The 13,470-nt window shown below is 63.8% G+C and carries 15 protein-coding genes; 10 read left to right on the plus strand and 5 right to left on the minus strand.

All coding sequences use genetic code 11. The features are described from left to right. Nucleotides 1-83: 83 nt before the first annotated feature. On the minus strand, nucleotides 84-524 hold the full coding sequence (gene lysM, locus ABE459_RS24095) for a peptidoglycan-binding protein LysM (protein ID WP_110992206.1): 441 nt from the start codon (nucleotides 522-524) through the stop codon (nucleotides 84-86). 174 nt (nucleotides 525-698) lie between these two features. Here lysM and fdhD point away from each other — a divergent pair, with 174 nt between their 5' ends. The 5 genes from fdhD to ABE459_RS24120 all read left to right on the plus strand — a co-directional run bounded on the left by fdhD (nucleotide 699) and on the right by ABE459_RS24120 (nucleotide 6,505). After that, nucleotides 699-1,526, plus strand: a complete 828-nt coding sequence (fdhD, locus tag ABE459_RS24100; RefSeq protein ID WP_125462223.1) for a formate dehydrogenase accessory sulfurtransferase FdhD — start codon at nucleotides 699-701, stop codon at nucleotides 1,524-1,526. Nucleotides 1,527-1,534: 8 nt separating this feature from the next. Continuing rightward, complete coding sequence (locus tag ABE459_RS24105) at nucleotides 1,535-3,880, plus strand: FdhF/YdeP family oxidoreductase (protein ID WP_323830056.1); 2,346 nt, start codon at nucleotides 1,535-1,537, stop codon at nucleotides 3,878-3,880. A gap of 376 nt (nucleotides 3,881-4,256) precedes the next feature. Further along, nucleotides 4,257-4,736, plus strand: coding sequence for a YMGG-like glycine zipper-containing protein (locus tag ABE459_RS24110; RefSeq protein ID WP_125462220.1), 480 nt, complete (start codon nucleotides 4,257-4,259; stop codon nucleotides 4,734-4,736). Between the two features lie 209 nt (nucleotides 4,737-4,945). After that, entirely contained in the window at nucleotides 4,946-5,758 is an 813-nt protein-coding gene (locus tag ABE459_RS24115) for a CheR family methyltransferase (RefSeq protein WP_323830053.1), read from the plus strand. A 93-nt stretch (nucleotides 5,759-5,851) separates the two neighbouring features. After that, complete coding sequence (locus ABE459_RS24120; protein WP_125462218.1) at nucleotides 5,852-6,505, plus strand: response regulator transcription factor; 654 nt, start codon at nucleotides 5,852-5,854, stop codon at nucleotides 6,503-6,505. Here ABE459_RS24120 and ABE459_RS24125 read toward each other — a convergent pair. Beyond that, nucleotides 6,495-6,929, minus strand: a complete 435-nt coding sequence (locus ABE459_RS24125; protein ID WP_125462217.1) for a thioesterase family protein — start codon at nucleotides 6,927-6,929, stop codon at nucleotides 6,495-6,497. The genes ABE459_RS24120 and ABE459_RS24125 overlap by 11 nt on opposite strands. A gap of 126 nt (nucleotides 6,930-7,055) precedes the next feature. Here ABE459_RS24125 and ABE459_RS24130 point away from each other — a divergent pair, with 126 nt between their 5' ends. Both ABE459_RS24130 and ABE459_RS24135 read left to right on the plus strand, forming a co-directional pair. Next, on the plus strand, nucleotides 7,056-7,499 hold the full coding sequence (locus ABE459_RS24130; protein WP_323830050.1) for a hypothetical protein: 444 nt from the start codon (nucleotides 7,056-7,058) through the stop codon (nucleotides 7,497-7,499). Further along, complete coding sequence (locus ABE459_RS24135) at nucleotides 7,499-7,771, plus strand: type II toxin-antitoxin system RelE/ParE family toxin (RefSeq protein ID WP_323830048.1); 273 nt, start codon at nucleotides 7,499-7,501, stop codon at nucleotides 7,769-7,771. Before ABE459_RS24130 ends, ABE459_RS24135 begins: the two co-directional genes overlap by 1 nt. Before the next feature lie 58 nt (nucleotides 7,772-7,829). On the opposite strand, the gene ABE459_RS24140 is transcribed toward ABE459_RS24135, so the two are convergent. Continuing rightward, nucleotides 7,830-9,371 carry a phosphoenolpyruvate carboxykinase gene (locus tag ABE459_RS24140; RefSeq protein ID WP_125462214.1) on the minus strand — a complete coding sequence of 514 codons (1,542 nt, stop codon included), beginning with the start codon at nucleotides 9,369-9,371 and terminating at the stop codon, nucleotides 7,830-7,832. A gap of 179 nt (nucleotides 9,372-9,550) precedes the next feature. Then, nucleotides 9,551-10,453 carry an Hsp33 family molecular chaperone HslO gene (hslO, locus tag ABE459_RS24145; protein WP_125462213.1) on the minus strand — a complete coding sequence of 301 codons (903 nt, stop codon included), beginning with the start codon at nucleotides 10,451-10,453 and terminating at the stop codon, nucleotides 9,551-9,553. A 107-nt stretch (nucleotides 10,454-10,560) separates the two neighbouring features. On the opposite strand from hslO, the gene ABE459_RS24150 reads away from it, so the two are divergent. After that, complete coding sequence (locus ABE459_RS24150) at nucleotides 10,561-11,361, plus strand: phosphatase PAP2 family protein (protein WP_125857106.1); 801 nt, start codon at nucleotides 10,561-10,563, stop codon at nucleotides 11,359-11,361. Nucleotides 11,362-11,506: 145 nt separating this feature from the next. Here ABE459_RS24150 and ABE459_RS24155 read toward each other — a convergent pair whose 3' ends face one another. Then, nucleotides 11,507-11,908: a S4 domain-containing protein gene (locus tag ABE459_RS24155; RefSeq protein WP_125462211.1), complete on the minus strand. Its 402-nt coding sequence runs from the start codon at nucleotides 11,906-11,908 to the stop codon at nucleotides 11,507-11,509. A 109-nt stretch (nucleotides 11,909-12,017) separates the two neighbouring features. Between ABE459_RS24155 and ABE459_RS24160 the strand changes: the two genes are divergently transcribed. Both ABE459_RS24160 and rimK read left to right on the plus strand, forming a co-directional pair. Beyond that, a complete protein-coding gene (locus ABE459_RS24160; RefSeq protein WP_125462210.1) occupies nucleotides 12,018-12,500 on the plus strand; it encodes an ATP-dependent zinc protease in 483 nt (160 codons plus the stop codon). Further along, nucleotides 12,497-13,402: a 30S ribosomal protein S6--L-glutamate ligase gene (rimK, locus tag ABE459_RS24165; protein ID WP_110992192.1), complete on the plus strand. Its 906-nt coding sequence runs from the start codon at nucleotides 12,497-12,499 to the stop codon at nucleotides 13,400-13,402. The genes ABE459_RS24160 and rimK overlap by 4 nt, the downstream gene beginning before the upstream one ends. The last annotated feature ends 68 nt before the right edge of the window (nucleotides 13,403-13,470 follow it).

Raw genomic sequence — 13,470 nt, forward strand, 5'->3', positions numbered from 1 at the left:
GTTTGTTCACTGTCCGCTCGGCCCTAGCGGGGTCCACCCCCGCGCCCACGTGCCGGTGGGGGGGGGGTGCCCCCGCGATGAGGTCAGTCGGGAATACGCAATACCTGCCCCGGATAGATCTTGTCCGGGTGCTTGAGCATCGGTTTGTTGGCCTCGAAGATCTTGTTGTACTGGTTGGCGTTGCCATACACCTTCAAGGCGATGGCACTGAGCGTGTCACCCTTCACCACGGTGACGAACACCGCCGCCTGGGCAATCGGCCCGGTGACGGTGATCTGGTCGTCCACCGCAGCCACACCGGCAATGTTGCCGGCCGCCAGGATGATCTTCTCCTTCTCTTCCTGGCTGCTGACCTCGCCCTTGAGGATGACCTTGTCTCCCTCTACAGTGGCCGAGATGTTCGGGTTGCCCAGACCAACGCTTTCGACGTGTTTCTTCAGCTGCTCCTCGGCATTGGCATTGCCCGGGGTCAGCAGGTCGATCAACTTCTCACCGGCTTCCTTCACGAAACTGAACAGGCTCATGTGGCGCTCCTTTTAGGGTGAATCCGTGGAAGCAGGAGTCTAGGCCAGGATCCCGCCCCCTGCCCCTGTGCGACCAATCGACGCGGTCTATCACGGCATAGACGCTAGCGATTAGACGCCACCTGCCCGGCGGCCTAGGCTTGTGGCATCAAACTGCCGCCGGTATTCGCCCCGATGAACAGCAAGCCTCCGGTCTGCGCGGCGCCTTCGTCATTCGATCTGCCCGCCGCCAGCAACACCTACGACTACCTCGAGCTCACCGATGCTGCGCGTGACGACACGCCGCTGGCCGAGGAAGTAGCGCTGGCCATCGTCTACAACGGCCTCAACCAGGCGGTGATGCTGGTCAGCCCCACCGACCTTGAAGACTTTGCGGTCGGTTTCAGCGTCGGCAGCGGCATCGTCAGCGGCACTGACGAAATCTATGACGTGAAGCTCTCCGGCAGCGGCTCGGCCTTGTATGCCGACCTGGAAATTTCCAGCCGTGCCTTCTGGGACCTGAAGAACCAGCGCCGCCAGATGGCCGGCACCAGCGGCTGCGGCCTGTGCGGTGTGGAAGCCCTGGAGCAGGCGCTGCCCGAACTGAAGGTGCTACCCGGGGCCCCCTTGCCTCCGGCCCATTGGCTCAAGGACCTGCGCCAACGCATCGATGCCTTCCAGCCCCTCGGCCAGCACTGCGGCGCTGTGCACGCCGCGCTGTTCATGGACCGCGACGGCCAACTGCTGCTGGGCCGCGAGGACATCGGCCGGCACAACGCCCTGGACAAGCTGATCGGCGCCCTGCTGCGCCAGCGCATCGACACCACGGGTGGCCTGGCCATCGTCACCAGCCGCTGCAGCCTGGAACTGATCCAGAAAGTGCTGCGCGCCGGCATCCAGACCCTGGTCAGCCTCTCGGCGCCCACCGGCCTGGCCTTGCAATGGGCACGCAAGCACAACCTCAACCTTATCCATCTGCCCAAACACAGCGCACCGCGGGTATTCAGCCCAGCGGCGGAGTAGTAACAGCCGTGACCTCGTACGAAAAACTCCCGGACAACGCCCCCGCCTCTTCCCCTCGCTACAAGCCTTACCCCGGCCCCGCCGGTGGCTGGGGCGCGCTGCGCAGCGTGGCCAAGGCCTGGGTTGGCAGCGACAACGCCCTGAAGAACCTGCGCGCCCTGCTCAAGACCAACCAGAACGGCGGCTTCGACTGCCCCGGTTGCGCCTGGGGCGACTCGCCCGAGAGCGGCATGGTCAAGTTCTGCGAGAACGGCGCCAAGGCGGTCAACTGGGAAGCCACCAAGCGCCGCGTCGATGCGGCTTTCTTCGCCCGCTACAGCGTCAGCGCGCTGCGCCAGCAAAGCGACTACTGGCTTGAATACCAGGGCCGGCTGACCGAACCGATGGTCTACGACCCGGTCACCGACCGCTACCAGCCGATCGAATGGGACGCGGCATTCGCGTTGATCGCCCGCCACCTGAACAACCTGGCCAGCCCCGACCAGGCCGAGTTCTATACCTCCGGCCGGGCCAGCAATGAGGCGGCGTACCTCTACCAGCTGTTCGTGCGCGCCTACGGCACCAACAATTTCCCCGACTGCTCGAACATGTGCCACGAAGCCAGCGGCGTTGCCCTGAGCCAGAGCGTTGGCGTGGGCAAGGGCACGGTCACCTACGACGACTTCGAGCACGCCGACGCGATCTTCGTCTGGGGCCAGAACCCCGGCACCAACCACCCGCGCATGCTCGACCCGTTGCGTGACGCGGTGAAGCGTGGCGCCCAGGTGGTGTGCGTCAACCCGCTCAAAGAGCGTGGCCTGGAACGCTTCCAGCACCCGCAGAACCCGCTGGAAATGCTGACCAACAGCGATCGCCCGACCAACACCGCGTTCTTCCGCCCGGCCCTGGGCGGCGACATGGCACTGCTGCGCGGCATGGCCAAGTTCCTGCTGCAGTGGGAGCGCGAGGCACAGGCCAAGGGCGAACCGGCGATCTTCGACCACGCCTTCATCGCCGAGCACGGCCATGGCGTGGACGAGTACCTGGCGGTGGTGGATGCCACGCCCTGGGAGCAGATCGAGGCGCAGTCCGGCCTTGCCCTGGCCGACATCGAACTGTCGGCGCGCATGTACTGCAAAGGCAAGCGGGTGATCATGTGCTGGGCCATGGGCATCACCCAGCACCGCCACTCGGTGCCGACCATCCAGGAAATCGTCAACCTGATGCTGCTGCGCGGCAACCTCGGCGCACCCGGCGCAGGCCTGTGCCCGGTACGCGGCCACAGCAACGTGCAGGGTGACCGCACCATGGGCATCAACGAGCGCCCACCGGTGTTCCTGCTCGACGCCATCGAAAAGCGCTTCGGCTTTGCCGTGCCGCGCCACAACGGCCACAACACCGTCGAGGCGATCCACGCGATGCTCGAAGGCCGCGCCAAGGTGTTCATCGGGCTGGGCGGCAACTTCGCCCAGGCCACCCCGGACACCGAACGCACCGCCCAGGCCCTGCGCAACTGCGAACTGACCGTGCAGATCAGCACCAAGCTCAACCGCAGCCACCTGGTCCACGGCAAGCAGGCGCTGATCCTGCCGTGCCTGGGCCGTACCGATATCGACCTGCAAAGCGATGGCCCGCAGGCAGTCACGGTGGAGGACTCGTTCAGCATGGTCCATGCCTCCAACGGCCAGCTCAAGCCGCTGTCCAGGCAGATGCGCTCCGAGCCCGCCGTGGTCGCCGGTATCGCCGCCGCCACCCTGGGCAAGCAGCCGGTGGACTGGCACTGGCTGGTGGCCGATTACGACCGCATCCGCGCGCTGATCGCCGACACCATCCCGGGTTTTGCCGACTTCAATGAGCGCCTGCGCCTGCCGGGCGGTTTCTACCTGGGTAACAGCGCCGCCAGCCGCCAGTGGAAAACCGCCACCGGCCGCGCCAACTTCAAGGCCAACCTGCTGCCCGACAGCCTGCTCGACGAGCGGGTGCGCGCCAGCGGCCAACTGCCGGACCTGATCATGCAGTCGATGCGCTCGCACGATCAGTACAACACCACCATCTATGGCATGGACGACCGCTACCGCGGCGTGCGCGGCCAGCGCGACGTGCTGTTCGCCAACGAAGCCGACATCGTCCGCCTGGGCTTCCAGCCGGGGCAGAAGGTCGACATTGTGTCGCTGTGGGGGGATGAGCATGTACGCCGGGTGCATGGTTTCACCCTGTTGGCGTTCGACATTCCTGCCGGGCAGGCGGCGGCCTATTACCCCGAGGTGAACCCGCTGGTGCCGCTGGAGAGCATTGGCGACGGCAGCCATACACCGACGTCCAAGTTCATTGCCATCAAACTTGAGCGGGCGCGGGACGACGGGCGGATCATCTGAATTCGCAGATGATGCGTGGGAGCAACTGTCTTTGTAGGAGCGGCCTTGTGTCGCGAAAGGGCCGCAGCGCGGCCCCGGGATTTCAGCGTGAAAGCGGAGATCGCCGGGGCTGCTTTGCAGCCCTTTCGCGACACAAGGCCGCTCCTACAACGGACGTGCAAGCCCGCTCCCAGGCGTCGCCCACAAAAAAAGCCCTGTCCGCAATGGATCAGGGCTTTGTCATAAAGGCCTCAGACCACCGAAATTCAGGAAAGTTTCATACATAATTCAATAACTTAGAGAATTGTGTACAACTCGTGCTACTCGTCGGATTTCCATTGCCAGCCGCTTCGCCGGGCCTCAAATTCCGCTTCGTCATCCCTCTGAGGCTCTCTTGATGAAGAAGTACTCCTCGATTCTGTTGTTGTCTTTCAGCTTGCTCAGCGGCGTGGCCATGGCAGGCGGCACCACCGAAGCCGGCATTGGCGGCGCATTGGGTGGGGTACTGGGCTCCGTGGTGGGCAACTCCATCGGTGGTAGCACCGGCGGCGCCATCGGTGCCGGCCTGGGCGGCGCTGCCGGCGGTGCCCTGGGTGCCGACAAGCGCCAGCGTGGCGAAGCGGCCATCGGTGGCGCGCTGGGCGCAGCGGGTGGCAACGTGGTCGGTCGCTCCATGGGCGGCACCACCGGCAGCTACATCGGTGCGGCAGCCGGCGGCGGCGCCGGTGGCGCGCTGGGTAACTACATGGGCAACAAGGCCGACGAAGACGAGCGCCACGATTCGCGCCGCTATCGCCGCGACTACGATGATCGCCGTTACTACGATCGCGGCCACCACTACGGCCACCGCAAGCACAAGCGCCACTGGCGCGACTGATCGCCAGGCTTAAGCCTTGCGCCTAGGCCCCGCCCTCATCGGCGGGGCCTTTTCGTTTGCGCCAATGCCCGAGGATTAGGGGCCGCCCCGATATGGAGGCCAGTTGCCACTAGCTATCATTCCCTGCTTCCACCTTGAACAGGACGCAGGGAATGCGCGCGATCAGCCCCCTCTTCATCTGCTCGCCTCCAGCCCTGGGAGGTTGAAACATGCCCACCCGCACTCGCCCGCCACTGCTCAGCGAAGCCAGCTTTGCACGCATTCGCCAACGGGTTGTGCAGGCGACCGGCGTACATCTGGCCGACGACCGCCGGGCAGTGGTCGCAGCGCGGCTGCACAAGCGCCTGAAAACCCATCGCCTGGCAGACTTCGAGCACTACCTGGCCCTGCTCGACAACGAACAGGGCACAACGGAACACGAGCACCTGCTGCGCCTGCTGGTAGCCCGCGACAGCTACTTTTTCCGCGAACACCGCCATTTCGAATGGCTGGCCGGCTGGCTGGCTGAGCACCAGCACCCCGTGCGCTTGTGGAGCGCCGCCTGCGCCACCGGTGAAGAAGCCTGGAGCCTGGCCATGGTCGCCGCCGAAAACGCCCATCACCCAGGCTGGCAGGTGCTGGCCAGCGATTTCGATCCGCAGGTGCTTGAGCACGCAGCCGCTGGCATTTACGACATTGCCCAGGCCCGTTACTTCCCGGAAGGCTGGCTGGCCCGCCACTGCCTGTGCGGGGTGGGTGAAATGGCCGGGCGACTGCGCGTCGCCCCCGCCCTGCGCGGGCAGGTAGGCTTCGAGGTGATCAACCTGATTCAGCCCCTGCCGGAACGGCTCGGCCAGTTCGACGCCATTCTGCTGCGCAACCTGCTGTCCAGCCTCGCCCCAACGTACAAGTGCGAGGTGCTGCAGCGTGTGCTGGCACAACTGCGCCCCGGCGGCTTGCTGATCATCGGGCACAGCGAGAGCATCCACGAGTTGGACCTGCCCCTGCGCCCCTTGCTGCCCTCGGTGTTCGAACGCTTATGATCAGAGGCACTGACTGCGCCCCCGCGCCGCAGTGCCCATGCGGATCGTGCCGGCCTGCCGCCCCCCCTTCCCTTGCGAAACAGGCCCTGACCCATGCCTTGCCGTATCCTGCTTGCCGACGATTCGCCGCTCTTTCGCGCCGGCCTGCGCGCCCTGCTTGAACAGAAAAAGGACTTCGCCGTGGTCGGCGACACTGGTGATGCCATGGCCGCCGTGAACCTCGCCGAGAAACTCAAGCCCGATATCGTGGTGCTCGACATGAGCGGTGAGCTGGACAACCAGCAAGCCCTGCAGGAACTGTTCATTCGCGCCCCGGCCAGCCGCGTGCTGATGTTTTCCGCACGCTCCGAGCTGGAACACGTGCTCAACTGCCTGCAGCTCGGCGCCCATGGCTTCCTGCTCAAGAATGCCTCGGTGGGTGAGCTGGAGCAGGCCCTGCAGACCCTGCGCCACGGCGGCCAGTACCTGTCATCGGCGGTGCTGCCGATGGTCATCGACCAGGCCCTCAAGCACAGCCGCAAACGCCCGGCAGGTCAGGTGCAGACGCCGCTGACCACCCGCCAGCTGGAGATCCTGCGGCTGATCGCCCGTGGTGAAACCACCCGTTCCATCGCCGATGGCCTGGGCCTGAGCATCAAGACGGTGGAGGCGCACCGCTCGCAGATCATGCACCGTCTGCAGATCCACGACGTGCCGGGGCTGGTGCTGTTTGCCGTACGCGAAGGGATCATCCGCCTCAACGATTGAGCGACAGCCCGGCGAGGATCAATTGCAGCGTCTCTGGCAAGGCGGCCGGGCGCCCCGAAGCACGCTCGACGAACACCTGCACCAAGGTACCTGCCGCGCAGGCTTCGGCCTCGCCAGGGCGGAACAGCGCCAGGCGATATTCCACCGTGCTGCCCGCAAGGCGCGTGATGCCCAGGCCCACTTCGAGCACGTCGGGGAAGCCAGGCAGCGCGAAGAAGTCTGCCGCCGAACTGACCACGAAACCGGCCAGGTCACCGTCACGCAGGTCCAGTTCGGCCTGTTCGACGAGGAATGCCTGGATGGCCGTCTCGAAGAAGCCGTGCACGGTGGAACCGGCGAGGTGGCCGTTGAGGTCGTTGTCCTGGGGGCGGGTGAGGATCGGGTGGAAATGGGAGAAGGCGGCGCGTTGAGGGGATTCGGTCATGGGTTGTCCTGTGTTGTCTTTTGCACATCAGGGAAGCTTCCCACACGGACTTGGGAACGCCTATAGTCGCAATCAACAATAGATTGCATAGCATGGTCCATCTTCATGAAACCGAGACACTCGCCCGTGCCTACCCAACAGCTGGATCACACCAACCTCAGCCGCATGGCCGCCAATGGGCGCATCAACGCCACCCATATCGTCGGGCAGCCTGGCGGCTGGGCCATTCAGGTCGACATCAACGACCAAGAGCACGTGCTTACTGCGCAGCGTAGCGGCAATGTAAGGCTGTTCAAGAAGTTCGAAACACTTGTCAGCTACCTGCACGAGTTGGGCATCGACCATTTTCAGGTCGATACCTCAACCTACGACCCACAACAGACCAGCACCTACCAACGACCGGATCGCGCTCAAGCACTCAAGCGCGCCCATGAGGCCGCCGCTTACGATGCCTGGTTCGTCGAGCAGGTCGAAGCGAGCCTGCGCGATCCCTCGCCCGCTATGGATGATGCCGAGGTAGAAAGATTCTTTGCCGCCCGCCGCGCTGAGTTGCGAGCCAAAAAAGGCTGATGCGCCTTACCTGGTCGTCCATGGCTTACAAGGATCGCATGCGGATCCTTGAGCTTATTGCCGTGGACAATCCGATTGCAGCCGAAGTGCTGGATGAAACATTCAGGGATAAGGCCAGACGCGCCGCACAGTACCCAGCGCTATACAAGCCCGGGCGCCTTCCCGGAACACGAGAAATCGTCGTGCATCCGAACTATGTAATGGTCTACCGAACCCTGGTGGATCGGATCGAGATCATCCGCATTCTGCACGCTCGACAACAATGGCCCTGAGGGCAGAAACAAAAAAGCCGCCCCGAAGGGCGGCTTTTTCATTCGAGCCGGCAGCCGCTTACAGCTGCGGGCCAGCGCCTTTGATGGCGTCGGAAACTTCGAACTTCTTGAAGTTTTCGATGAACAGCTTGGCCAGGCCCTGGGCAGCTTCGTCGTAGGCAGCCTTGTCAGCCCAGGTGTTGCGCGGGTTGAGCAGCTCGGTCTCGACGCCCGGAACGGCCTTCGGCACGTCCAGGTTGATGATGTCCAGGTGCTCGGTTTCGGCACCGACCAGAGCGCCGCTCTGGATGGCGGCGATCACGCCACGGGTGGTCGGGATGCTGAAGCGCTTGCCAACGCCGTAGCCACCGCCGGTCCAGCCGGTGTTGACCAGGTAGACCTTGGAGCCGAACGCCTTGATGCGCTTGATCAGCAGCTCGGCGTAAACGCCAGCCGGGCGCGGGAAGAACGGCGCGCCGAAGCAGGTGGAGAAGGTCGACTTGATGCCGCCGCCCGAACCCATTTCGGTGGAACCGACCAGCGCGGTGTAGCCGGACAGGAAGTGGTAGGCCGCCTGCTCGTTGTTCAGGATCGACACTGGCGGCAGTACGCCGGTCAGGTCGCAGGTCAGGAAGATGACCGCGTTCGGCTCGCCGCCCAGGTTCTCTGCCGAAACCTTCTCGACGTGCGCCAGCGGGTAGGCGGCACGGCTGTTCTGGGTCAGGCTCACGTCGGCGTAGTCGGCGTGCTTGTTGGCGTCGATCACGACGTTTTCCAGCACCGCGCCGTGCTTGATGGCTTTCCAGATGACCGGCTCGTTCTTCTCGGAGAGGTCGATGCACTTGGCATAGCAACCGCCTTCGATGTTGAAGACCACGCCCTCACCCCAGCCGTGCTCGTCGTCACCGATCAGGTAACGGCTTTCGTCGGCCGACAGGGTGGTCTTGCCGGTGCCGGACAGGCCGAAGAACAGGGTGACGTCACCCTCTTCGCCGATGTTGGCGGCGCAGTGCATCGGCAGCACGTCGGCGGCCGGCAGCAGGAAGTTCTGCACCGAGAACATGGCTTTCTTCATTTCACCGGCGTAACGCATGCCGGCGATCAGCACCTTCTTCTGAGCGAAGTTGATGATCACGCAGCCATCGGAGTTGGTGCCGTCACGCTCAGGCACGCACTCGAAGTTGGCGACGTTGAGGATCTGCCACTCACCACGGCCAGCCGGGTTGTACTGCTCCGGGTTGATGAACAGGCAACGGCCGAACAGGTTCTGCCAGGCGGTCTGGGTGGTCATCTTGACCGGCAGGTAGTGCTCGGCCGCGGCACCTACGTGAACGTAGGAAACGAAGTGATCCTGGGCGTTGTTGAACGCCTCCACGCGGTCCCACAGGGCATCGAACTTGTCGGCCGGGAACTTGCGGTTGATCGGGCCCCAGCCAATCTGGTCCTGGGTGGAAGGTTCTTCGACGATGAAACGGTCAGCCGGCGAACGGCCGGTGCGATGACCGGTTTCCACCACCAGCGCGCCAGTATCGGCCAGCACGCCTTCACCGCGGGACAGCGCTTCTTTTACCAGCTCATCGACGCTCAGGTCGGTGTACACGGTGTTGTTGGCTTGCGTCATGAGATACCCCATCCGGCCCGAGGCCGAGTGCTCCAAACGTTTTGTAGTTGTCTCGAAAAAACTACTACAGCGAAAAAAGTGGCCGGATTATGCCAGAAACGCCCAAAAAAAGTAGGCCCCTCCTGTCAGAACTGCGCTTTTGCGCAATTCGACAGGAGAAAGTCCTGTAGTTAACCGTTTCAGTGGTGAGTTTCTGATGGTGCGTCGGTGCCACCACCGGCAAACAATTGCTCTACATCGCTTGCATCGAAGAGATAGCGCTCATTGCAGAACTGACAATCGATCTCGACCTGGCCGCCGCATTCGGCCACCAGCGCCTTGGCATCGGGCTCGCCGAGGCTGATCAGGGCGTTGCCGGAACGCTCGCGCGAGCAGCTGCAGCGGAAGCGTAGCGGCTGGATATCGAACAGGCGAACCGCGTCCTCGTGGTACAGGCGGTGCAGCACGGTTTCGTTGTCCAGGCCGATCAGCTCTTCGGCCTTCACGGTGTTGGCCAGCGCCTTCACGTGGGCCCAGCTTTCGTCGCGTTCCTCGATGTCCTTGTGGATCTCGGCCGGCAGTTGCTGCACCAGCAGGCCACGGGCGCGCACGCCATCGGCGGCCAGGGTGATGCTGGTATTCACCTGCTGCGACATGACGAAGTAGTTGGTGAAGCACTCCGACAGGTCCTTGCCATCCAGCTCGACGGTGCCCTGGTAGCGCTGGCCGTTGACCGGAATGATGGTCAGCACCAGGTGGCCGCCGGGCATCAGGTCGGCAAGGCTCGCATCCTCTTTGATCTGCTCGGCTTCATAGCGCGCCAGCCCGCGGATCTCGTGCTCGCTGGTGTATTCGATGGCCAGCAGCGGCACCGGGCCCTGGGATTGAGCCTGGAGCACCAGCAGCCCATCGAACTTCAACGTGCCGACCAGCAGCGCAGCGGCGCCCATCAGCTCGCCCAGCAAGTACCGGACCGGGCGCGGGTAATCGTGCTTGGCCAGCACCTCGGCGTAGCTGCGTTCCAGCGCGACCATCTCGCCGCGCACGTCGCGGTCGTCGAACAGGAAGCGTTGGGTGAAATCTGTATCTGGCAAGTCGCTCATGGTTGTCTGGCTATCTGAAAATGATGACAAAATAATTGCAGGAGACTGAAAGGTCCGTCATAGAGCGCTCACAAGGCGCTAATTCCCGCTGGAGATCGAGGTATTTTATGGATAATCGACCACTGTTCCAAGCAAGGTGGTCCTGGGGACCCTTGGCAGCCTGCACGTTGGTGCCCATCGCACTACTGTGTTTCTGGTTATGGCCCGTTGGCCAGAACCTGTGCCTGACTTTCGACGAGTGGCTGTTCCACAGCCTCAACGCCCCACTGGCCGACCATGTGCTCTGGCGCTCCATTTGGGCCGTCGGCAGCCTTCGCCCGTTCGACCTCCTGGTCGGGGTGATCATGCTGTCGCTGCTGATCCGCGGCGACTGGGTATTCAAGGCAATTCAGGTGCGCCAGGCGTTTTTCGGCTTCCTGGTGACCCTTTTACTCTTAGTGGTGATTCGTGCGCTGTTTTCCAAGTGGGTCGGTGCAATGGGTTGGCAACACAAGAGCCCGTCGATGGTCATCGACAACGCCGTTCATCTGAGTGACCTCTACCCGAACCTGGAAGCCAAGTGGGAGCTCAAGGACCGTTCCGGCCAGAGCTTCCCGGGTGACCATGCCTCGGTGCTGCTGGTCTGGGCGCTGTTCATGAGCCTGTTCAGCCGCCGGCTGGTACAGCACCTGGTGATCTGGGCGCTGGCCTGCCTGTTCATGCTGCCGCGCCTGGTAGCGGGCGCCCACTGGGGCCAGGATGACTACATCGGTGGCCTGCTGATGGCGGTGCTGGCCCTGGGCTGGAGCTGCCACACGCCGCTGGCGGCCAACGCCAGCCGGGCGCTGGTGCGCTGGACGGCGCCGCTGTTCGACCTGTTCGGCAAACTGCCGCTGGTCGGGCGCATGAGCGTGATGCGCGCCATGTGATCAACTGATCGCGGTCCCTGTAGGAGCGGCCTTGTGCCGCAATGGGCTGCGAAGCAGCCCCCGAATTTGTGCAAAGGCAGAGATTCTGGGGCTGCTTTGCAGCCCATCGCGGCACAAGGCCGCTCCTACAAACTACGTAATCCCATCACTCGAAACTGCCATGCAGCTGGTGAATCTGCCGACGCTGCTTCTTGTTCGGCCGCCCATCGGTGGTCACGCCCATCGCCCCCGCCTTGCGCAGCTCGGCCGCCTGCTCGCGGCGCTTCACGCTCTCGGCGGTTTCTTCATACAACGCTTGCGCCTCCGGCGCGCCACGGCGTACCGCCGACAACGCCCTGACCACCACGGTGCGCTCGTCAAAGCCCGTGCGCAGCAGGAATTCGTCGCCCACCCGTGGCTCCTTGCCTGGCTTGCAACGCTCGCCCCGGCAGTGCACCTTGCCGCTCTCGATGGCCGCCTTGGCCAGTGCGCGGGTCTTGTAGAAGCGTGCCGCCCACAGCCATTTGTCCAGGCGGACCTTGTCATCGTCTTCGGGCTTTTGTGCCATGGTTTTTCCTCGAATTCTGTCTTTCACGGAACTGTACTACCGTGACTGACGGATGCAAAAAGTCCGTGCCGTCATTACAGTTCACCACCTTATCCGCAGGGCACGCTCCGTGAAGACATTTGACCACCTGACTGTGATCGGCCTGCGCGAGTGGGTCGCCCTGCCCGACCTCGGCCTGGCCGGCCTGCGCGCCAAGATCGACACCGGCGCCAGCACCTCGAGCCTGCACGCCACCGACGTCGAACCCTTCGAGCGCGATGGCCAGCCCTGGGTGCGATTCACCGCGCACCTGGGCTCGGTGGTGCAACTGCGCCATCGGCGCTGCGAGGCGCCGCTGGTGACCATGAAAAGCATCAAGAGCTCCAACGGCCAGGCCCAGGCCCGCTACGTGATCCGCACCACCCTGGCACTTGGCGACCGGGTCTGGGAAGTGGAGTTCACCCTGGCCTGCCGCAAGAACATGCGTTATCGGCTGCTGCTGGGCTCCAAAGCGCTCATCCATGGCCAGTTGGTCGTCAACCCCGGCCTCAAGTACGTCCAGGACAAACCGGCCTTCCCGGCCACCCTTTCCACTGTCACAGGTGCTGCATGAAGATCGCTGTGCTGTCGCGCAATCCGCGTCTGTATTCCACCCGCCGCCTGGTCGAGGCCGGTACCCAGCGGGGCCATGAAGTGGTGGTGGTCGACACGCTCCGGGCCTACATGAACATTGCCAGCCACAAGCCGCAGATCCATTACCGCGGCAAGCCGCTGGAAGGCTTCGATGCGGTGATCCCGCGCATCGGTGCCTCGGTCACCTTCTACGGCTGCGCGGTGCTGCGCCAGTTCGAGATGATGGGCGTCTACCCGCTCAACGAGTCGGTGGCCATCGCCCGCTCGCGGGACAAGCTGCGCTCGCTGCAGCTGCTGTCACGCCGCGGCATCGGCCTGCCGATCACGGGCTTCGCCCACTCGCCGGACGACATTCCTGACCTGATCCAGATGGTCAACGGCGCACCGCTGGTGATCAAGGTGCTCGAAGGCACCCAGGGCATCGGCGTGGTGCTGTGCGAAACCACCAAGGCCGCCGAGTCGGTGATCGAGGCGTTCATGGGCCTGAAGCAGAACATCATGGTCCAGGAGTACATCAAGGAGGCCGGCGGCGCCGACATCCGCTGCTTCGTGGTCGGCGACAAGGTGATCGCCTCGATGAAGCGCCAGGCCAAGCCCGGCGAATTCCGCTCCAACCTGCACCGCGGTGGCGTGGCCAGCCTGATCAAGATCACCCCCGAGGAACGCATGACGGCGATCCGCGCGGCCAAGGTGATGGGGCTGAGCGTGGCGGGTGTGGATATCCTGCGCTCCAACCACGGGCCGCTGGTGATGGAGGTGAATTCCTCACCGGGCCTGGAGGGGATCGAGGTGACCACCGGCAAGGATGTGGCCGGGATGATCATCGAGCACCTGGAAAAGAATGGCGGGCCGAATCAGACCCGGACCAAAGGCAAGGGTTGATGGTGCCTGTACCGGCCTCTTCGCGGCTAAAGCCGCTCCCACAGGGTTTTGCATGTTCTCTGTGGGAG

It is taken from the genome of Pseudomonas sp. TWI923, assembly GCF_039673365.1.
GTDB lineage: Bacteria > Pseudomonadota > Gammaproteobacteria > Pseudomonadales > Pseudomonadaceae > Aquipseudomonas > Aquipseudomonas sichuanensis.